This window comes from Streptomyces sp. NPDC048442 (assembly GCF_040651475.1).
In the GTDB taxonomy this organism is placed as follows: Bacteria; Actinomycetota; Actinomycetes; order Streptomycetales; family Streptomycetaceae; genus Streptomyces.
In genome coordinates, this window is sequence record NZ_JBEZKB010000028.1 from 49,164 (window position 1) to 68,297 (window position 19,134).

At 70.2% G+C, this 19,134-nt stretch carries 19 protein-coding genes and 1 pseudogene; 9 read left to right on the forward strand and 11 right to left on the reverse strand.

The window, feature by feature from the left end:
* Positions 1-159: 159 nt before the first annotated feature.
* From AB0D18_RS32475 to AB0D18_RS32485, 3 genes are all read left to right on the forward strand, one after another.
* Entirely contained in the window at positions 160-1,629 is a 1,470-nt protein-coding gene (locus AB0D18_RS32475) for an aldehyde dehydrogenase family protein (RefSeq protein WP_362426733.1), read from the forward strand.
* A complete protein-coding gene (locus tag AB0D18_RS32480; protein ID WP_362426736.1) occupies positions 1,626-3,248 on the forward strand; it encodes an APC family permease in 1,623 nt (540 codons plus the stop codon). Before AB0D18_RS32475 ends, AB0D18_RS32480 begins: the two co-directional genes overlap by 4 nt.
* An 81-nt stretch (positions 3,249-3,329) precedes the next feature.
* On the forward strand, positions 3,330-4,901 hold the full coding sequence (locus AB0D18_RS32485; protein ID WP_362426739.1) for a GMC oxidoreductase: 1,572 nt from the start codon (positions 3,330-3,332) through the stop codon (positions 4,899-4,901).
* A gap of 788 nt (positions 4,902-5,689) precedes the next feature.
* On the opposite strand, the gene AB0D18_RS32490 is transcribed toward AB0D18_RS32485, so the two are convergent.
* Complete coding sequence (locus AB0D18_RS32490) at positions 5,690-5,977, reverse strand: hypothetical protein (RefSeq protein WP_362426742.1); 288 nt, start codon at positions 5,975-5,977, stop codon at positions 5,690-5,692.
* A 622-nt stretch (positions 5,978-6,599) separates the two neighbouring features.
* Positions 6,600-6,956: a MerR family transcriptional regulator gene (locus tag AB0D18_RS32495; protein ID WP_362426745.1), complete on the reverse strand. Its 357-nt coding sequence runs from the start codon at positions 6,954-6,956 to the stop codon at positions 6,600-6,602.
* 365 nt (positions 6,957-7,321) lie between these two features.
* Between AB0D18_RS32495 and AB0D18_RS32500 the strand changes: the two genes are divergently transcribed.
* The 3 genes from AB0D18_RS32500 to AB0D18_RS32510 all read left to right on the forward strand — a co-directional run bounded on the left by AB0D18_RS32500 (position 7,322) and on the right by AB0D18_RS32510 (position 9,202).
* Positions 7,322-8,227, forward strand: coding sequence for an NADP-dependent oxidoreductase (locus tag AB0D18_RS32500; protein ID WP_362426748.1), 906 nt, complete (start codon positions 7,322-7,324; stop codon positions 8,225-8,227).
* Positions 8,228-8,636: 409 nt separating this feature from the next.
* Positions 8,637-8,891: a hypothetical protein gene (locus tag AB0D18_RS32505; RefSeq protein ID WP_362426751.1), complete on the forward strand. Its 255-nt coding sequence runs from the start codon at positions 8,637-8,639 to the stop codon at positions 8,889-8,891.
* A 2-nt stretch (positions 8,892-8,893) separates the two neighbouring features.
* Positions 8,894-9,202, forward strand: a complete 309-nt coding sequence (locus AB0D18_RS32510) for a hypothetical protein (protein WP_362426754.1) — start codon at positions 8,894-8,896, stop codon at positions 9,200-9,202.
* A gap of 238 nt (positions 9,203-9,440) precedes the next feature.
* On the opposite strand, the pseudogene AB0D18_RS32515 reads toward AB0D18_RS32510, so the two are convergent.
* Together AB0D18_RS32515 and AB0D18_RS32520 are read right to left on the reverse strand one after the other, a co-directional pair.
* Positions 9,441-9,599 (reverse strand): annotated as a pseudogene (locus AB0D18_RS32515) (carboxylesterase family protein); the annotation flags it as partial.
* Positions 9,600-9,840: 241 nt separating this feature from the next.
* A complete protein-coding gene (locus AB0D18_RS32520) occupies positions 9,841-10,455 on the reverse strand; it encodes a hypothetical protein (RefSeq protein WP_362426757.1) in 615 nt (204 codons plus the stop codon).
* A 427-nt stretch (positions 10,456-10,882) separates the two neighbouring features.
* Between AB0D18_RS32520 and AB0D18_RS32525 the strand changes: the two genes are divergently transcribed.
* Both AB0D18_RS32525 and AB0D18_RS32530 read left to right on the forward strand, forming a co-directional pair.
* A complete protein-coding gene (locus AB0D18_RS32525; RefSeq protein ID WP_362426760.1) occupies positions 10,883-11,299 on the forward strand; it encodes a hypothetical protein in 417 nt (138 codons plus the stop codon).
* Positions 11,300-11,400: 101 nt separating this feature from the next.
* Positions 11,401-12,663 (forward strand): MFS transporter, encoded by a 1,263-nt coding sequence (locus AB0D18_RS32530; protein ID WP_362426763.1) that lies wholly within the window; start codon positions 11,401-11,403, stop codon positions 12,661-12,663.
* Between the two features lie 147 nt (positions 12,664-12,810).
* Here the strand turns inward: AB0D18_RS32530 and AB0D18_RS32535 are convergent, their stop codons facing one another.
* Complete coding sequence (locus AB0D18_RS32535) at positions 12,811-13,674, reverse strand: class III extradiol ring-cleavage dioxygenase (protein ID WP_362426766.1); 864 nt, start codon at positions 13,672-13,674, stop codon at positions 12,811-12,813.
* Positions 13,675-13,810: 136 nt separating this feature from the next.
* Positions 13,811-14,155, reverse strand: a complete 345-nt coding sequence (locus AB0D18_RS32540) for an EthD domain-containing protein (protein WP_362426769.1) — start codon at positions 14,153-14,155, stop codon at positions 13,811-13,813.
* Positions 14,156-14,288: 133 nt separating this feature from the next.
* Between AB0D18_RS32540 and AB0D18_RS32545 the strand changes: the two genes are divergently transcribed.
* Positions 14,289-14,771, forward strand: coding sequence for a MarR family transcriptional regulator (locus tag AB0D18_RS32545; RefSeq protein ID WP_362426772.1), 483 nt, complete (start codon positions 14,289-14,291; stop codon positions 14,769-14,771).
* 244 nt (positions 14,772-15,015) lie between these two features.
* On the opposite strand, the gene AB0D18_RS32550 is transcribed toward AB0D18_RS32545, so the two are convergent.
* From AB0D18_RS32550 to AB0D18_RS32570, 5 genes are all read right to left on the reverse strand, one after another.
* The gene (locus AB0D18_RS32550; RefSeq protein WP_362426775.1) at positions 15,016-15,327 is read right to left on the reverse strand and encodes a hypothetical protein; all 312 of its coding nucleotides are present in this window, start codon (positions 15,325-15,327) and stop codon (positions 15,016-15,018) included.
* Between the two features lie 601 nt (positions 15,328-15,928).
* Complete coding sequence (locus AB0D18_RS32555) at positions 15,929-16,864, reverse strand: phosphotransferase (RefSeq protein ID WP_362426778.1); 936 nt, start codon at positions 16,862-16,864, stop codon at positions 15,929-15,931.
* A 138-nt stretch (positions 16,865-17,002) separates the two neighbouring features.
* Positions 17,003-17,257: a hypothetical protein gene (locus tag AB0D18_RS32560; protein ID WP_362426781.1), complete on the reverse strand. Its 255-nt coding sequence runs from the start codon at positions 17,255-17,257 to the stop codon at positions 17,003-17,005.
* A gap of 109 nt (positions 17,258-17,366) precedes the next feature.
* Positions 17,367-17,693: a nuclear transport factor 2 family protein gene (locus AB0D18_RS32565; RefSeq protein ID WP_362426784.1), complete on the reverse strand. Its 327-nt coding sequence runs from the start codon at positions 17,691-17,693 to the stop codon at positions 17,367-17,369.
* Between the two features lie 330 nt (positions 17,694-18,023).
* Complete coding sequence (locus AB0D18_RS32570; RefSeq protein ID WP_362426787.1) at positions 18,024-19,115, reverse strand: alpha/beta hydrolase; 1,092 nt, start codon at positions 19,113-19,115, stop codon at positions 18,024-18,026.
* Positions 19,116-19,134 lie beyond the last annotated feature (19 nt).

Sequence of the window (19,134 nt, forward strand, 5' to 3'; positions counted from 1 at the left end):
GGGGGTGAAGGGGCCGCTTGGCTTCTCCCGCGCTGCGAACGCGGCCAGGTCTCCTTAAGGTCTGCGTGACGGAGCACTCACCGCAGGAAGTGCGCACGACGGCGGGTGCGGGAACGGGCTGCAATCGGCGGCCCGCCGTCCGACCCCGGAGGAGTACCCATGCCGGAACTGTTCATCGGTGGCACGTGGACCGCCGCCGTCGACGGGCAGGTCCGTGAGATCCGCTGCCCCGCGGACGGCACCCTGGTCGCGACCGTCGACGAGGCCGGGCCGAAGGACGCCGCCGCGGCGATCGCCGCGGCGCGAGACGCCTTCGACCGGGGGCCGTGGCCCGCCACTCCGGCCGCTCAGCGCGGCCGACTGCTGCTGCGCGTCGCCGACCTGCTGGAACGCGACAAGGACGCGCTCGCCCGCGCCGAATCCCTGGACACCGGGAAGCGGCTCGTGGAGAGCGAGTACGACATGGACGACATCGCCAACTGCTTCCGCTATTTCGGCAACCTGACGGCGTCGGGCGGTACGGACCGGGTCGTCGACACCGGGAATCCGGAGGTGGACAGCCGTGTGGTGCACGAGCCGGTCGGGGTGTGCGCGCTGATCACTCCGTGGAACTATCCGCTGCTGCAGACCGCCTGGAAGGTCGCCCCGGCGCTCGGCGCGGGCAACACGTTCGTACTCAAGCCCAGTGAGCTGACCCCGCACACCGCCATCATCCTGATGCGTCTGCTGGCCGAAGCGGGGCTGCCCGACGGGGTCGCCAACCTGATCCTCGGTGCGGGTCCCAGCGCGGGTGCGCCGCTCAGCGAGGATCCCCGGGTCGACCTGGTGTCGTTCACCGGCGGGCTCGTCACCGGGCGGCGCATCATGGCCGCCGCGGCCCCCACCGTGAAGAAGGTCGCGCTGGAGCTGGGCGGCAAGAATCCCAACATCGTCTTCGCCGACGCCGATTTCGAGGCGGCCGTCGACTACGCCCTGATGGCGATCTTCCTCCATTCGGGCCAGGTGTGTTCGGCCGGGGCACGGCTGCTGGTCCAGGACGAACTGCACGACGCGTTCGTCGACGAGGTGGTGAAGCGCGCACAGGAGATCCGGCTCGGCGGCCCGTTCGACGAGGACGCCCGCACGGGGCCACTGATCTCCGCCGCGCACCGCGACAAGGTCGAGGCGTATGTGGCGGCAGGGGTGGCCGAGGGTGCGGTGCTGCGCTGCGGTGGGGCCCGTCCCACCGACCCGGCGCTGCAGGACGGCTTCTACTACCCGCCGACCGTCCTGGACGAGTGCACGCCCGGGATGTCCGTGGTGCGTGACGAGTCGTTCGGCCCGGTGCTCACCGTCGAGCGGTTCCGGGACGAGGCCGAGGCGGTCGCGCTCGCCAACGACACCGTCTACGGGCTGGCAGGGGCGGTGTGGACACAGGACACCGGCCGGGCGCAGCGGGTGGCCTCCGCGCTGCGCGCCGGCACCGTATGGATCAATGACTTCCATCCGTACGTGCCCCAGGCCGAGTGGGGCGGAATGAAGCAGTCCGGCTTCGGCCGCGAGCTGGGTCCCGCCGGCCTCGCGGAGTACCAGGAGGCCAAACACGTCTGGCGCAATCTCGCTCCGGTTCCGCAGAGGTGGTTCGCATGAGTACCGCTTCGAACGGCGGGGCTCAGGACCGGCCCGATGCCACCGCCGGTTCCGGCGGGGTTCCTGACCCGGCGGATGCCGCCCCCGCGCTGAGCCGGGCCGAGGCCGCCCACGCTCAGAACCAGGACGACGACGACGCGCTCGGCGCGCTCGGCTACCGCCCGGAGCTCAAGCGCACCCTCGGCAACTTCCACACCTTCGCCGCCGGGATCAGCTACATCTCGATCCTCACCGGCACCTTCCAGCTCTTCTACTTCGGCGTCAGCTTCGGCGGACCCGCCTACTGGTGGTCCTGGCCGATGGTCTTCGTCGGTCAGCTGATGGTGGCCCTCTGCTTCTGCGAGCTCGCCGCCCGCTTCCCGGTCGCCGGGTCCGTCTACAACTGGGCCAAGCAGCTCGGCGGCCCGCACGTGGGCTGGCTCGGCGGCTGGATGATGGTGACCGCCACCATGGTGTCGCTGGCCGCGGTGGCTCTCGCGTACCAGGTCACGCTGCCGCAGATCTCCGAGACCTTCCAGTTCGTCGGGGACGGCACGGGCACGACGGACACGGCGAAGAACGCCGTGCTGCTCGGCTCCGTACTGATCCTCTTCACCACCCTGATCAACGCGTTCGGCGTCAAACTGATGGCCCGCATCAACTCCGCGGGCGTACTGATCGAGCTGATCGCCGCCGTTGTCCTGATCGTGCTGCTGGCCGCCCACATCACCCGCGGGCCCAGCGCGCTCACGGAGACCCACGGTCTTGGCAGCGGCACGTCGCTGGGCTATCTGGGCTCGTTCCTGACCGCTTCGCTCGCCTCGGCCTATGTGATGTACGGGTTCGACACGGCGTCCTCGCTCGGTGAGGAGTCCCTCGACCCGAGCCACAACGCCCCTCGGGCGATTCTGCGGGCGCTCATCGCCTCGTTCCTCATCGGCGGACTGATCCTGCTCTTCGCGCTCCTGGCCGTGCCGGATCTGCACGCCAAGGAACTGTCCGCGGACGGCCTGCAGTACGTGGTGCTGAGCACGCTCGGCCCGACGATCGGCGAGATCGTGCTCTGGTGCGTGGTCGTCGCGATCACCGTCTGCGAGCTGGCGGTGCACGCCGCGGGCATCCGGCTGGCGTTCGCCATGGCCCGCGACAACTGTCTGCCCGCGTCCTCCCTGCTCGCCCGGGTCAGCCCGCGCTTCCAGACCCCCGTGGTGCCTGCCATCATCATCGGCCTCGTGGGCGTCGGCATTCTGGTGATCAACATCAACCAGCCGCAGATCTTCTCGGTGATCACGAGCATCGCGATCATCATGATCTACGTGGCGTACCTGCTGGTCACCGTGCCCATGCTGATCCGGCGCCTGCGTGGCACGTGGCAGCCGGCCGAAGGCAAGTTCTCGCTCGGCAGGTTCGGACTGCCGATCAACATCCTCGCTGTCCTGTGGGGCGCGGCCATGTCGCTCAACCTGGCCTGGCCACGCGCGGAGGTCTACAACGCCACCGGGCCGCAGCACTGGTACCTGCGCTGGGGCGCGTTCCTCTTCGTCGGTGTCGTCGCGCTCGGCGGCTTCACCTACTACTGGTTCGTACAGCGGCACAAGACCGGCGTACTCGCGGAACACCGCACCGAGTCCACCCCCTGACGCTCCCCCGGTTTCTTTCCCGCTTCTCCCCTGACTCCCCCCGCCTCTCCCCTGACACCCCCTCCCGATCCTGGAGACGTGATGTCCGATCAGAGCCCCGCCCACGAGCTCGACGCATTCGACTACGTGGTGGTCGGCGGCGGCACGGCCGGTGCCGTCGTCGCCGCGCGGCTGACCGAGAACCCGGACGTCAGCGTCTGCGTGCTGGAGGCCGGGCCCTCGGACGTCGGCGACGACAACATCCTCCAACTGGACCGATGGATGGCCCTGTTGGAGTCCGGATACGACTGGGACTACCCGGTGGAGCCGCAGGAGAACGGCAACAGCTTCATGCGGCACGCCCGCGCCAAGGTGCTCGGCGGCTGTTCCTCGCACAACTCCTGCATCGCCTTCTGGGCGCCGGCCGAGGACCTCGACGAGTGGGGCGCGCTGGGCTGTACGGGGTGGAGCGCGGCGGACTGCTTCCCGCTCTACCGGCGCCTGGAGACCAACGACGCGCCCGGCGACCACCACGGCCGCTCGGGCCCGGTGACCATCCGTACCGTCCCGCCGAACGACCCGTGCGGATCGGCGCTGCTGGAAGCCTGTGCGGCGGCGGGCATCCCCACGACCCCGTTCAACACGGGCCGGACGGTGGTGCGCGGAGCGCACTGGTTCCAGATCAACTCCCGTACGGACGGGACCCGTTCATCCGCGTCGGTCTCGTATCTGCACCCGATTCTCGGCCGCCGGCCGAACCTTGAAGTACGGACCGGACTGCAGGCCAAGCGGCTGCTCTTCGACGACGGCCGCCGCTGCACGGGCGTGGAGTACCTGCAGCCCGACACCGTTCACTCCGGTACGGTTCGCGCGCGGCGCGAAGTGATCGTCTCCTGCGGGGCCATCGACTCGCCGAAGCTGCTGATGCTGTCGGGAATCGGGCCGGCCGGACAGCTGCGCGAGTGCGGTGTGGAGGTACGGGTGGACTCCCCCGGCGTGGGTGAGCACCTCCAGGACCACCCGGAGGGCGTGATCATGTGGGAGGCGAAGCAGCCCATGGTCACCTCCTCCACCCAGTGGTGGGAGATCGGCATCTTCGCGGACACCGAACCGGGCCTGGACAGACCGGACTTGATGTTCCACTACGGCTCGGTGCCGTTCGACATGAACACCTACCGGCGCGGTTACCCGACCACCGACAACGCCTTCTGTCTCACCCCGAACGTCACCCGCGCCCGCTCCATGGGCACGGTGCGGCTGCGCAGCCGTGACTTCCGGGACAAGCCGAAGGTGGACCCGCGCTACTTCACGCACGAGCACGACATCCGGGTGATGACGTACGGGTTGCGGCTGGCCCGCGAGATCGCCGCGCAGGCCCCGATGGCGCAATGGGCGGGCGCGGAGCTCGCTCCGGGCCCGGACGCCACGACCGACGAGGAACTGTTCGCGTACATCCGTGAGACCCACAACACCGTCTACCACCCGGCAGGCACCGTGCGGATGGGTGCGAAGGACGACGCCGACTCGCCGCTCGACCCCGAACTCCGGGTCAAGGGCGTCACCGGTCTGCGGGTGGCGGACGCCTCCGTCATGCCGTTCCTGCCGGCGGTCAACCCGTGCATCACCACGATGATGATCGGCGAGAAGTGCGCGGACCTGCTCAAGGCCACGTGATCGGTGGACTGCACATCCCCTGCCGGCACACGGAGTCGACCCTGCGGTCGGGGTCGTCAGAGGCGATCTCACGGCACTCCGGGCGCTGGGCATCGCGAGGGCAGCCGCTTCGCCTGCGTACGCGCTGCCCACCAGCGGCGCCAGCGTCAGCGCGATGGCAGCCGAGACAGTCGCCGTGGCCCTGGCTGTTCGAGTTCTGAGCAGGTCGCCCGGACGGCCGGCCTGCGGCAACCGGACGTCCCGCGTCCCGCCGGGTGCGCACTGCGATCCGCGCGCCCTGGAGGGACGGTCCGGCTTCACGTGCGTCGCTGAGGGCACAGCCGGGCCCTGTCGGAAAACGCGTGGTCGGCGCGGTGGGCGGTGTCGGTGGTCTTCAGGCGGGATACGGCGACGGTGAGGGTGCGACCACCGGGGTCGGCTGAGTCGGCGGCGCGGTGTCGTGGCGGTCACGGTGGCGGTGGCGGTGGTGGTGGTGGCGAGAACCGCCACGGCTGCGTTCGCTCTGCTGGGCGGGGTCGGAGACAGTGCGCAGGCGCGGGAAGTGGATGCGGGCCAGCGCCCGGTTCCTGGCTGCCGGAGGGCTCGATCATGGGGATGCGTACGGCGCGCTCTGCGGGCCCTGCACGCGGTGTGCACGCTCGAAGCCCAGCGCCCGAGCGACCCGGTGCTCCGGATGTCGTCTCGGTCGCGGTCGCGGTCCTGCCTTGGACGCCGGGCGCCGAACACACCGCCCGGCGTGCACGCGGTCTTGACCGTGTCCGCCTTGGTGCCGTCGGCCCCGGACCGGACTACTTCTTGACGTAGAGCTCCTGGAACGGGGTGAAGGGCAGCGCCTGGTAGCAGAAGTACGCGGTCCATTTGCCTTCCGCGATGCCTGCCTGGCCCGCTGTCTGGCAGGCCGCCGCCGTGCCGTGGAAGGACGTCTCGCGGACGTAGCCCGCGGGGGGCGTTCCGAAGCCTGCCGAGGAAGCCGGCGGCTGTGGTGCGGCGGTTGCGGCGAAGGCCTGGGGAGCCGCCGCCAGCAGGGCCGCGGCGAGGACCGCACCGTGCAGGACGCCTCGTATCGAGCGGTTCATATCGAGTTCCCTTCGTCTGAGTGGAAAGCGGATCGTTTCTCGCTGCCGTATTCGGCACCATGACGGCCGTCCGGTCCGTCACCATAACCGGATGGCGTTCTGGGCCGCCCGGGTATTCCGGAATTTGGCTTGCGCGCGCCAACTCCCGTTGTGGACAGGCTCGTTGGCGTTGCCTCGGCAGGGCAGGACGGAAACAACAAGGGCGTCTCAGTGCGTGCCGGAGGGACGCTGCGTGAGGGCGGCCATCGTGCGGTCGTGACGTGTGGTGGTGATGCAGCGGGGCCATACGAATCCAGGCTGATGGCCGCAGGGAGTCACGTGTCCACCTCTTCGGTATCGATGGCGTGGTCGATCCAGCCGGGGGCCGCCAGGACCCTTGCTGTCCGCTCGTGCCCGGTGTCCGGTGCCCGGTCGGAGAGGTCGCGGCTGACCGGTCCTGCGGTCTGCCGGCACCGTGGTCAGCCGCGGCCTGTCCTGCCCACCGCTGCCCGGCGTGTGACCAGGGCAGCGAGAGCGACGAACGCTGTTTCGGCGGCCTCCGGCTACGCCTTGGGCTTCCGTGGCCGGCCGGCGCCCGGTGCATGCCGGACAGGTCGGGGCCCCACCCCTCGCGACGGGTTGATCAGTCCTGCGCCACGTTCGCCGCGGTCACATTCTCGATCACGCGGCCGAGTTTGGTCTTGGCCCGGCTCAGGTCCTGGATGCGTGCGGCGATGCGGTCGCGTTCGATGATGAGCTGGTCGAGCATGGCGGGGGTCGCGACGCCGGTGCTCACGCACGGCAGGAGTTCGACGACGGTACGGCTGGAGAGGCCGGCCGCGTAGAGGTCCTGGATGAGCTGGACCCGCTCCAGGGCTTCGTCGGGATAGTCACGCTGCCCACCGGGCGTCCGCGCCGATTCCAGGAGCTGCTGTTCCTCGTAGTAGCGCAGGGCCCGCACGCTGACCCCTGACCGCCTGGCGAGCTGTCCGATGCGCATGACGCAGATCGCCCCCTTCCCGCTCGTACCCCACGTTGACGTCACGTTCAGGCTAGCGATACCGGCTCCGGGGGCAGCCCTGGGGGCCGATCGAACCGTTTGCCGGCGCCGAGATTGATCATGCCCCGGTGGCAGGCCCGAGGGGCATTCACGCGGTTCACGTACGCACGGCAGCCCTCGCGTCGTACCGGGATCGCCGAGCCCGCCCGAGGGCACAGTCGGGATCGCCGACCTCACCCATCCGCGCCTGCCCTCCTCCGGCCGGGCGGCAGTGGCGACTTGCACCTCACGTCAACGTCAGGTTCTAGAGTGACGAGCGTCGGACGAACACGTCGTTCCGGCCCGTCAAAGTAAGGCAGACCACTATGCACGCAGCCCGGTTCCACGAATACGGCGGAGCAGAGATCCTGGTGATCGAGCAGGCCCCCGACCCCCACCCCGGACCCGGTGAGATCCGTGTCCGCGTCGCGGCGGCCAGCGTCAATCCCATCGACTGGAAGCTGCGCGCCGGCGCCCTGCACCAGCTGATTCCCCTGGAGCTGCCCGCCATTCCCGGGCGCGACGGCGCCGGTGTGGTCGACGAGATCGGCGACGGGGTGCAGAGCGTGAGCATCGGCGACCGTGTCTTCGGACTGGGCGGTATCACCGGGGCGACCGCGGAGCTGCTCATCCTCTCGGCCTGGGCGCACACCCCCGCCACGTGGAACGACGAGCAGGCCGCTGGTGCCGGTCTCGCGTCAGTGACCGCGATGCGTGGGCTCGGCGCGCTCGGCCCTCTCGCGGAACGCACCCTTCTCGTCGAGGGCGCCGCCGGAGGCGTGGGCAGCGCGGCGGTCGAGATCGCGGTGGCGCAAGGTGCCACGGTGATCGGGACGGCCAGTGAACGCAACCACGAGTTCCTCACCGCACTCGGCGCTGTTCCCACCACCTACGGCCCCGGCCTCGCACAGCGCCTCACCAGCCTCGCTCCGCACGGCGTCGACATCGTGCTCGACACCGCGGCCTCCGGATCGCTGGACGACCTCGTCACGATCACAGGTGACCCGAAGCGCGTCGCGACGGTCGCCGACCATGCGGGCGGACAGCGCCTGGGCACGCATGTGGTCAACGCGGAGAACGATTCCACTCTCCTGTCCGCGGCGGCGGAACTGGGCGCCCAAGGCAGCTACACACCCCGTATCGAACAGGCCTACCCCCTGGAGCGGATCGCCGACGCCCACGCGCACGCCGAGCGTGGGCGCACCCGAGGAAAGATCGTGGTCTGCATCTGAACAGGCCGATCTCCATGGCGCCCCGTCAAGCAGGCCGCAACATCCCTCCATCCGCTGCAGGCGGGCCGGTTTCGGCTGGTCGGGCTGTTGGGGTCCGGGCGATGGGGCGGGTGTTCCTCGGGAGGGCGCGGGACCGTACATGTACACCGGAGTCCACCTGCGGTTCGGGTCGCCCAAGGCACCGGCCAACGAATGAAGTACCCGCGCGGTACGGCGGTCGGCGTGGGAACCGGAACTCGCCCAGTACCGCCATCTGCTGGTCTGGACCGGACAGCGGTGTTCCCCACCTGCCTTGCTCAACCGAGGTGTCCTGTCGCGCTAGCATCGCCACCGACCTGACCCCGCTGTACGCGTCGAAACTCATGCGGGACCCGAGTACACCGCTGCCCAGTCGGCGTGGGCAGCCTGCATGCGCCGGGCCGGGAACCACTGCGCGACCCCGACCGAGGTCCAGAACGCGCTGCCCGCGCTCGTCCGGGGGCTGCCGGAGAAGAAGGCCTTCGCCGTCGAGGTACGGCTCGCGGTGGCCGAGGCGACCTGTGCCGGGCCGTCGGGACTCGCCGAGACGGGCCGGCGGCTGGAGCACACCGCGCTTGCCCGTGCCCGCACCCTCGTCACCCCATCGGCTCCCGTGGCAGACGGCCACGGGCGAACGGAGGATTGACCATGAAGCGCACCATCGGAATCGCCGTATCAGCGTTCGGCCTCACGGCCGGCTCACTCCTGATCGCCTCACCCGCCCAAGCGTCGGCCGCCTGCGACTCGGCATACAGGGCGGCGACGGCCGGCCATGTGTACGCCTACAACCTGAACAAGGGCATCGAATACGGCTACTCCACCGTGCGCTTCTCCAACTGCACGCCGTACGACACCGCGAACGGGTACGGCTGCCTGAAGCGGGGCGAGTGGTACGCCGACACCCTCTGGGACCAAAGGATGAGCAACGGCTCACCCGGCGCCAACAGCATCAGCTGACCCCTGAAGCAGCGCGGACGGCTCGCCCACCGAGGCAGGGGCGGGCCGTCGGCATGCGAGGGACGGGTCAGCTGCTGGTGCTCTCCAGGAGTGCCGGCGCTTCCTCGCAGGCCGTGGCGAAGACCTTGGAGGAGGGCAGCCGGAGTACGCCGGGAACAGGCAGCAGCCTCCTGGATCGTTCTGCTGAGAAGGCTCCGTCCGTGCTGCGGAAGAAGTACGGACGTTCTACGCGATCACCCCGACGGAACAGCCCCCGGGCAGACGGTGCGACGGACCGGGCGGCCACCGAGCCGCCGCCCGCCGACCGGCCGAACAGGGTGGCGCCGGCGGGGCCGCCGCCGAACCACTCCAGAGCCGCGATCTGGTCGGGGACGCCGCGGTGGGCCGGAGCGTCGTCGCACCGGCCGTCCCCATCGGCGTCACCGCCCTGCCGCCCTGGCTGGTGGAAGCCCTGGTCTCGCGGCGGTCGGGCGGTCCGGTCTCCTGGCAGCCGGCCGTCCGCCACCTCCGGTTCAGCAGCGGCAGCGCGGCCCGCACCGTCAGCGGGATCGCCGTGGCCGTGGCTGGGGCGATCGCCCGACATCCCGCTGGTCCCAGCGCTGAACGCCGAGCGACCCGCCTCCTGTTCTGGGCTGCGTTCAGCTCACGACCTGGTCGCCGTCGGGTACGTCCTCGACGGTGACAGAGGAAGGGGGCAGACCGAGTCCCCGGGACACCTCGCGGCCGATCCCGGCGGCGTCCTGGCCCGACGGGACCGGCACTTGCTCGCCCTCGCCGTAACTCTCGATCGCCTTCGTGAAGTAGCTCGGGTGCCAAGCACCCACAGCACCCTTGACCTGGACGGCGGCCACGGAGCGGTGGCCCACGAGTTCGCCGAGCGCCGTCAGGATCGCGTCGGAGCGCAGCTCGCCCGGCACTTGGAACAGGCTGGCGTGCGCGCCGACCAGGCCGCCGTCCCTGAGCCGCACGGTGACCGTGAGGCAGCTGGTGACGCTCGGGTAGGTCAGCACGCCCCCGGGGGCGACCTCCCGCACCTGACCTTCCGTCACCGTCGCACGGTCGGGTGCCGTCGGGCGGCCCGTCGTGTGCGCGACGGCGGTGGCGGGCTCGTACGCATGGGCAGCAGTGCCGAGTCCGATGTTCAGCGCGAGCAGGACGGTCGGGAGGGCCACGGCATGTACGGCGGCGCGCCTGAGCAAGGGTGCACGGAGGGCTCGGCGGGCGGGGTGGAGCGGCGGGTTGGGCGCGGGCACGGGGTCTCTCCTGCACAGGGGATGGCGGCTTGTCACCGATGACCCTACTGACCTGCGGTTCCCTCCGTACTCGACGTCCAGGGCTCCGCTCCGCCGGACACCGGGCGCCGGGGGCGGGCACCCGGGGACGGTTCCTGCTTCCGGCCACCGCTCCCGATGTACGCGTCTCCACCGCCCGGCCCCCGGAACAGGGACGCACGAGCGTGCGGGCGGCCGGACCGCTTCCCTCCTGTCCCCCGAGTGCACAACGACGCCGGGGTCAACGACGGAATCCGGGCTGCCATTTCAGGTGGGGTTCGACAAGCATGGACTGGCGCGCACTGCCCACTCGGTGCCGATCCGCGGCACCCGTAGATTGGAGCATGTCTTGAGCACATCGGTGCAAGCTGCAGCGCAAACCGCCGTACCCGAAGCCGCCCTCGGCTGCGTGACGTTCTCCTGGACGCCCGAGGTGCACGACTTCTACGGCGACCCCGAGGCCATCCTCCGCAAGATGGACGGCTTCGACATGGAACTCCCGAGCCGCCGCATCTTCGTACTTCTCACGGAGAGCGCGGAGAGCGCCGACGTCCGCTTCTTCGAGCAGTCCGCGGACGGCTACACGGTGTCGACCTGGTCGGGCAGCAAGCTCGACGGGCTCGGCGGCCGGCTCGCCGACACCATCCTTTCCAACAAGGGAGTGCACTGCGTCGGAGAGCAGACGCGGGCCGTCCTCGCGCCCCTCGGCATGACGTCACAGGGGACCGTGCCGGCTCCCGCCAACCCGCGGGCCGCGTTCGCCCACACCGTACGGGCGCACGGCAAGGAGACGTTCGTACGCGCCACGTGCGCGCTGCTGTGTTGACGAAGTCCCCGGCACACTCATGACGGCCGCCCCCGGCACGCCGGGGGCGGCCGCCCCGCGTCGGGACGACGCTCCACACTCAGCTGCGAGGAGAACACCGGGTGAGCACAGAGGCACGACGAGCGGGCCGACGCGACTTCGCGGGTCTGTGGGCGTCCTACGGTCTGAGCAACCTCGGGGACGGCCTGGTGGTGATCATGCTGCCGCTGACGGCCCTCACCCTCACCTCGTCCCCCGGTCTCGTCGCCGGTGTCCGGTGGGCGCAGACGATGCCGTACGTACTGTGCACGCTGGCGATCGGCGTACTCATCGACCGGGTCGAGCGGAGCCGTCTGATCCGGTGGGCCCACCTGGCCCGGGTCGTCGCGCTGGTGCTGCTCGCGCTCGCTCTCGCGGGCGAGGTCGCCCCGCTGGTCACTCTGTACACGGTGGCGTTCCTACTGGGCACGGCCGAGCTCGTGGCGGACCTGGGGACCACTGCCGTACTGCCCATGATGGTGGCGCGGGACCGCCTCGATGGCGCCAACTCCCGCCTGGAGAGCACCCGTTCCTCGCTGAACGAGTTCGTGGGGCCACCACTGGGGGGCCTCCTCGTCGCCGTCGGCGCCGTCTTCGCGACGCTGAGCGCCGCCGGCCTCTACCTGGTGGCGGCCGGCGCGATGCTCCTCCTCAGGCGCCGGTACGACCCGCGGCCGGGCGCGGCGACCGCCCCCGCCGCCAAGCCGCGCATCCGGGACGAACTCACCGAAGGGCTGCGCTATCTGCGCGGGCACCGCCTGCTGCGCAACCTCGCCCTCATGGTGTGCGTGATGGCGGCCGCCTGGAGCGGCTGGAGCGCGGTGCTCGTGCTGTACGCGGTCTCCCCTGGGCCGATGGGCCTCAGCGGCACCGCGTACGGCCTCCTCCTGACCGCGCTCGCGCTCGGCGGCGTCCTCGGTTCCCTCATGGCGGGGCCCATCCGGCGTGCGCTCGGCACCCGCAATCTGCTCGCCGTAGACGTGGTCACCGGAGTGGTCATGCTGGCCACCCCCGTGTTCACCACCCAGCCCTGGCTGGTCGGCGCCGCCACCTTCCTCGGCGGGGTCGGCAGCGGGCTGTGGAACGTCACCGTGGTCACCCTGCGCCAGCAACTGGTCCCCGACGAGCTGCTCGGCCGGGTGTCCAGCGCCAGCAGGCTGATCGGCTGGGGCGGCATGCCGCTGGGGGCCGCCGTGGCCGGTGTCCTCGCCCAGACCGTCGGCCCCCGCCCGGTCTTCGCCCTGGGCGCACTGGCCTGCGCCGCACTTCTGATCCCGTTCCTACGGGTCATCCGCGAGGACGCCATCCGCGCCGCGGTCGCTTCCCGGGCCACCCGCGACGAGTGAGCCGGGGCATGATCACCAACCTGGTACGCGGCATGGTCCGCGACCAGACGTGGCGAGTGCCCTCGCCTGTACGGGCCGACCCTCGCGTGTGGATGCCTCCCACATGCACACGGAAGAAGGGGGTGAGGCCGCCGGGCGGTCCGGCCGTCAGTTCAATTGCACCGAGCGGATGGAGTTGCCCATGACCATGCGGGCGTTCGTGCTGGTGGCGCTGGAGGGGTCGTTCGCCGCGCCGACTGCGACCAGCAGGGGCACATAGTGGTCGGCCGTCGGGTGGGCGACCGCGGCGCCGGGCGCTTTGCGCCGGTAGTCGGTGAGGGCATCGACGTCGCCCCGCGCGAGTGCGTCGGCGGCCCACTCGTCGAAGGCTCTGGTGTGGGCGGCGAGGTCCGGACGGCGGAAGACCTCGAAGCTGTGGGTCATGAAGCCCGAGCCGATGACCAGGACGCCTTCGTCGCGCAGGGATCGCAGACGTGCCCCGAACTCAAGCAGTGCAGCGGGATCGAGGCTGGGCATCGACAGTTGGACGACCGGAACGTCGGCCGCGGGATACATGGCCATGAGGGGGATGAACGCGCCGTGGTCGAGCCCTCTGTCAGGGCGCTCGTGCACCGTGGTCGCCGGACCCAGCGTGGCTGCGAGCCGACGAGCGAGGTCGGTCGCGTCCGGGGTCGCGTAGGGCAGGGTCTTGTAGCGGGGGTGGAATCCGCTGAAGTCGTAGTGGAGCGGGGTGCCCGCCGCAGCGCCGGAGATCGCGGCCGGTGCGTCTTCCCAGTGAGCTGAGACGATCACGATGGCTTTCGGTTTGGGCAGAGTGTGCGCCCAGGTGAACAGGTCGTCGAGCCACTGCGGATCGTCGAGGGTGAAGGGCGCACCGTGGCTGATGAACAAGCTCGGGAGAGCCCCGTCCGCAGAGACCCAGAGCCGCTGTTCGCGGGCGCGAGGCAGGACGCGGGCGAGGTGGTCGTCGTAGGCCCCGGCCGGGGTGTGGGGTGTGTGCAAGGCGGTCATGGCGTGTCGCTCCTCAACGAACGGGGGCGGGCGCGACCCGGGCGGCCTGATCGTCAGGGCCGCCCGGGGCTCGTTCCGCGCGATTCATCCGGGGCTGGTTGCCTGCCCCGGGCGCGAGTCGTCGCGGCGGCGGTACTCAGCCGAAGATCGGGTTCTCGGTGGCGTAGAGGAAACGGGTCCGGGAGCGGTCGAGGAAGTTCTCCTCGTCCGCGGCGACGGTCGTGGTGTAGGTGTCGGAGGTGAACCAGCGGGCGGCGTCGGCGATGCTGTCGACCCACACCTCGGCGACACCGTCGTAGACGGCGGTGCTTATGCCGGGGATCTCGTCGTCGGTGGGCAGGAGTTGGACGTAGCGGCGGACCGGGACCTCTCCCCCGGGCAGGCTCGAGAGCAGGGGGGTGTGCTTCTTCGTCCAGTAGTCCACGAACTCCTCGTGGGAGAGGTCTGCCCGTCGGGTCAGGAAGATGCTGAGCTTGATCACAGGGGGCTCCTTGAGGCCACGGTCGGCTGCCGTTCGACTTGCTGTTTGACTTGCCTGGGCAACTCACAAGGTAGACCTCATTCACTTGCCCAGGCAACAGATGTCTCTTGCCTGGGCAAGTAGGATGGGTCACATGGATGAATCGTCACCGTGGCTCGACACCGAGCAGCAGGAACTTTGGCAGGACCTTCTCACCGTCGTGATCGCGCTGCCCGCGGCCCTGGACCGTCAGCTGCAGCGTGACGCGGGCATCTCGAACTTCGAGTACAGCGTCCTCGCCCGGTTGTCGATGGCACCTCAGGTCACCATGCGGTTCAGCGAGTTGGCCCGGGACTGCGACAGCACTCTCCCGCGGCTGTCGAAGCTGATGGACCGCTTTGAGGCTCGGGAGTGGACCGTTCGCCGCATCGACCCGAGCAATGGCCGCTACACCCTGGCCACGTTGACCGACAAGGGTCGGCAGAAGGTGATCGACAGCGCGCCTGGACATGTCGCACAGGTGCGCCGACTCGTGTTCGACCCTCTCACCGCTGTGCAGCGCCGTCAGTTCGGCGCTGCACTCTCCAGGATCGCCGAGACCGTACGGCAGGAGGCGGCCGGTGGTCCCGCCGCGTGAATGCGCTCGGCGCGCGCTCACCACCCGCTCGGCGCGCGGCGCAGGCCGCGTGGAGTTCGGTGCATGCACCTGCGCCGGAGGGGCTCCCAAGGGGGCCGCTACCCCCTTGGGAGAAGCGTTGTCCCACCCTGTGCGGTGAGCGAGAGTGCTCAGCGCGTCTCTGCGTACGCCGCTGGGCGTGGGCGAGATCGAGGTCAGACAGGCTCAGGCCGGCAGCATGCGGTACGGCCGCGGTCCGGCGGACTCAGCGAACGTTCACCTTCACCGGGGCAGAAGTCCTCTGTCGTACCGGGTGCTTGTCGTTCGGGCTGGTCAGGCCGTACACGAGCGCCCGGCACTCCTGTACGCCCCTGTGCTCGGCCCTGACATGTGCGGCAACCTGCGCCTCGCCGCCGTAGATGTCGACCACGGCTCCGCACGTCACCTGGTGCCACGCCTTTTCACTGCTGCGGCTCTCCAGGCACACCCGCAGGTAGCCGGCGGCATCGTCGTTCCCGTGCGCCTCGACAACGAACGTCCCTCCGACCTTCGCCGTGCGCGGGGCCGTGATGTCCACACCGCCCTTTGGCGAGTGCCGGCACCGTGGACAGAGCGACAGAGGCCAGACACAGCGCACCAATCACGGTCCCCCTGCGGCCCAGCGCCGTCATCCTGGTCTTCTTCGTCCTGGTCATGGACTTCCCTCCCATGGGTCTCCCCCACCTCACCACGGAACGCGTTGTCTCCTGCCCGGCTTCTTGGCTCGACGTTTACGGTGCGCCGGCAAGGGCGGCCGTCCGACCGGGTTCGACAGAGGGTTCCACCGGCACCACAGAGCCCAACTCCCCTCCGCCGCAATGCCGGTGACCCCAGGGCCGTACGGCGGGCAGGCCAGGGTCCCAGCCTCATGAGCACGCCGCATGAGCACCAAGCCGCAGGTCGACGCGGCGATGAAGGACCCCGGCAAGCCGGAGAACCGCCGGCTCATGGCATGGTCGCCGCGCAACGCTGACCCTCAGGAGGCAATCTTCCCGCCGACCGGGAGCTGCCCCCACTCGGCGATGCTTCTGTGCGGGTGTGCGGGGATGCTTCTGTGCGGGTGTGCGACCGGCTCCGCTGCCGGCCGTGGCAGCCCGGCCCCGCTCTGCCGCCGTGCCCGCGTCCCCAGCTGCTCCCGCTCAGCCCAGCACGTCCATCAGGGCGGTGACGTAGCCATCCAGCCGCTCCTCCACGGCTCGCGCAGTCAGCTCTGGCCTCCCTGCCTCCCGCCACGGCTGCGACACCGCCTGCACTTCTTCCGAGCACGCCAGCCCATCCCGCACCCGCCAGTACAGCCGCTCACTCGCGGCCGCGGCCAGCACTCCGCCGGCCTCCTCGTACGCCTCGGCGAACCGCAGACCCCACGCCGGGCCGTGCAGCAGCGCGAGATTGGTGGAGCAGTGCGCCACATCGAGATCCGCAGGGCCCCAGGAGGTGGCCGCCCAGTCGACGACGCCGGTGATCCGGAGAGCTGCCGGGCCTGAAGGCGATACGTCGAAGAGCACGTTGCCGGGTTGGAAGTCCCGGTGCAGGAATCGCCCTTCATAGGGCGGCGCGGGCTTGCGGATCACGTCGATCGCCGCGGCCCATGCCCCCGCGTCGGCGCCCTTCGGAACCACGACGGTGTCGGCGGTCGTCCACGCCACGTACTTACGGGGCCGCTCTGCGGGTCGCCGCGCGTGGATCGCCACGAGCTGACGGGCCAGCAGAGGGACGCGCGTCTCCACTCCCTCATCGTCGAGGACCGTCCGGCCCGCCAGATGTGTCATCAGGAGCGACGGATACTCGCAATGCGCGGCGGTCGGATCAACCGCGACCAAGCCAGGAGCCGGCACACCGGTCCCCATGAGCAGGGTCAGGGCGCCGGCCTCCCTGTCCAGCCAGTCCTCGGCGTGCTCCTCCGAGTGCTCCACGGCGTGCTCCACGGAGAACGGGGCGACGTAGCTCCGCAGCACCAGTTCACGGGTGCCACCGTCCCGCGTGCCCACGGTCAACCGTCGCATCTCGGCAGTGATGCCGCCGTGCAGCGCCTCGGTTCTGACGATCCGTTCGCCGGCCTCCAGATGCCGGCTCACCCAAGCCAGTGTCGACGGCCGGACGGACCCCGGCTCTTCGTGGTTGTTCACCGTGCCACCTCATCATCCGGACGGAGGGACGGAGTCACGCGCCAAGGCTTTCGTGGGAAGCTACGGCAACGCTGCTCTGCTCGGACGTCAGCCCCCAGGGCGCCCACCCGGAGGCCGAGGCTGCTCACTGCCCCACACGTGCGGGCCTTCGCCCTCCCAGCGGACCGCGCCCGCATCGGCGAGCAGGTCCTCCGCGTCCTCCAGGCCCGCCCGGCGCAGCGCCTCAACCAGGTCGGCGTCGTTGTAGACCCGGCCGAGGTCGTGGGCGGCGCCGCCGGGCCCGGCCTGGACGGTGACCTTCCGGGCGTCCTCCACCAACCGGTGCACGGTGATCACAGTCATGTTCCCAGCGTGGTCCGGACCGTACGGAACCGCACCCCGAGCCGGAATTGCGCGCACCCGCCGGACACATCCGAGCCCGGAGTGTCCACGGCTGTCGGGGGTTCGGCAGTCAGCCGATGAAGTCGACCTGGTCGATCAGGCCGTCGCGGACCCGGTAGGCGACCAGCACGCGGAGGGGGTCGTCCTTGATGCCGTGGGCGATCTCGTGGTCCACCACCCAGTCGCCCTCGGTGAGCCGGCCGACGATCTCGGCCCGGCAGCGACCCTTGGCGAACTGGTCGGCGTACGCCTCCCGCACGGCGTCGCGCCCTAGCAGGCGGTCGCCGCTGCGGCGGTTGATGCAGACGTCGGGGGCGTACGTCGCCGCGAAGGCTTCGAGGTCGTGGCTGTTGTAGGCGGCGAGCTGGCGTTCGACGACGGTCTCTGGGGTGGTCACCAGTTGATCATGCAGGGTGCTCCCCCGCCCGTCCAGGGAAAACCGGGACCATCTGCCGACCGGGATGACGCGGCGAAGCACTGTGCTCAGGTCGGGGATCGCCCGTGCCTACACCGAGATCGCCCGTATGTGGAGCGACCGCACGACGTTCCTGGCGTACCCGGTGAACGGCCTGCCGGTCGCGAGGTTGCCGTCCCGATGCGCCGTCAAGCCGGGGACCAGTACGGAATCGGCCGACCCGGCGGCATCACCCCCCTGCAACGGCACACCGCCCGCGAATCTCCCCACGTCCCGCCACATCCCGCTCGGAGTGGCACCCAAGCCCGCTCATCAGATCCTCGCTGCGGCAGTCGACCGGCCGGTGACCACCGGCCGTACCTCGGCCAGCAGCAGCTCCAGGAACCGCTCCGGCCGTCGGAACGCTGCGAAGTGGCTGCAGTCCTCGATCAGAGCGAAGCCCTTCACCGGCGCCTGGACGTCGTCAAGGAAGCGGCGGGCGAGTTCCGGCGACGTGAGGACGTCCTTCTCGCCCTGGAAGATGAAGAAGGGGAGCTCGAACTTCGTGCCGTCCGCCCAGTCGTCGAACCCGGCGGTGGCCTGGGTGATCTGTTCCGAGAAGGTCATGCCCTTGAGGAAGTGCGGCAACTCGCGCAGTGAGTGCAGCGGCGAGAGCCACAGGGACCCCATGACGACCTTCTTCATCGTGTCCAGTGTCAGTGGGTCGCTGGTGGCCAGCAGCTTGGCGTGCATCGCGCGCTCGCGGGCGGTCCACTGCTGGTCATCGGGGTGGAGCGCCTCGACTGCCGCCAGTTCTTTGTGCTTTCCGGCCGCGCGGAGCCGGGTGAGCAGGGCCTGGCGTACGGAGTCGTCGCGGCCGGCGTCGTGGATGTTCTGGTCGGTGCCGACGTACGCGGAGTAGCGCTCGGGGAACTCGCGGGCGAGCCGCAGGCCGAAGGCGCTTCCGTAGGAGTGGCCGAGCAGGACGATTCTGTCGGCGCCCAGGCGGGTGCGGATGTGGTCGGTGACCTCGATCGCGTCCGCGTAGATCCGGCCGAAGGTCATCTCGCCCTGGCCTTCCGGACCGCTGCGGCCGAGGGTTTTGCAGGTGCCGCGCATGTCCCAGCGGACGATCGTGAAGTGCTTCTCCCAGGACCTGGTGCGCGGTCCGAAGATCGCGGTCGAGGCTCCGGGGCCGCCGTGCAGTTCCAGGACGACCGGGTTGGTCAGGTCCTCGCCGCGGACCGAGATCCACTGCTCGATGCCGCCGATGCGGACGAAGCCCTGCTCGTCGATGCCGTGGGGGGTGTCGATCTTCATCAGGGAGGCGTTGCGGGAACGCCTGAGGGCGCGGTGTCCGAGAATTCCGGCCGCCGGAGCGGCGAGGAGGGCGGCTGCGGAGGTGGCGACGACGGTGGCGATCATGACGACTCCCTGGGGTCCA

Bases quoted from the DNA above. Each gene is read 5' to 3' on its own strand.
- AB0D18_RS32475 (WP_362426733.1), top strand. From the start codon at position 160: ATGCCGGAACTGTTCATCGGTGGCACGTGGACCGCCGCCGTCGACGGG.
- AB0D18_RS32480 (WP_362426736.1), top strand. From the start codon at position 1,626: ATGAGTACCGCTTCGAACGGCGGGGCTCAGGACCGGCCCGATGCCACC.
- AB0D18_RS32485 (WP_362426739.1), top strand. From the start codon at position 3,330: ATGTCCGATCAGAGCCCCGCCCACGAGCTCGACGCATTCGACTACGTG.
- AB0D18_RS32490 (WP_362426742.1), bottom strand. From the start codon at position 5,977: ATGAACCGCTCGATACGAGGCGTCCTGCACGGTGCGGTCCTCGCCGCG.
- AB0D18_RS32495 (WP_362426745.1), bottom strand. From the start codon at position 6,956: ATGCGCATCGGACAGCTCGCCAGGCGGTCAGGGGTCAGCGTGCGGGCC.
- AB0D18_RS32500 (WP_362426748.1), top strand. From the start codon at position 7,322: ATGCACGCAGCCCGGTTCCACGAATACGGCGGAGCAGAGATCCTGGTG.
- AB0D18_RS32505 (WP_362426751.1), top strand. From the start codon at position 8,637: ATGCGCCGGGCCGGGAACCACTGCGCGACCCCGACCGAGGTCCAGAAC.
- AB0D18_RS32510 (WP_362426754.1), top strand. From the start codon at position 8,894: ATGAAGCGCACCATCGGAATCGCCGTATCAGCGTTCGGCCTCACGGCC.
- AB0D18_RS32535 (WP_362426766.1), bottom strand. From the start codon at position 13,674: ATGACCGCCTTGCACACACCCCACACCCCGGCCGGGGCCTACGACGAC.
- AB0D18_RS32545 (WP_362426772.1), top strand. From the start codon at position 14,289: ATGGATGAATCGTCACCGTGGCTCGACACCGAGCAGCAGGAACTTTGG.
- AB0D18_RS32560 (WP_362426781.1), bottom strand. From the start codon at position 17,257: ATGACTGTGATCACCGTGCACCGGTTGGTGGAGGACGCCCGGAAGGTC.
- AB0D18_RS32570 (WP_362426787.1), bottom strand. From the start codon at position 19,115: ATGATCGCCACCGTCGTCGCCACCTCCGCAGCCGCCCTCCTCGCCGCT.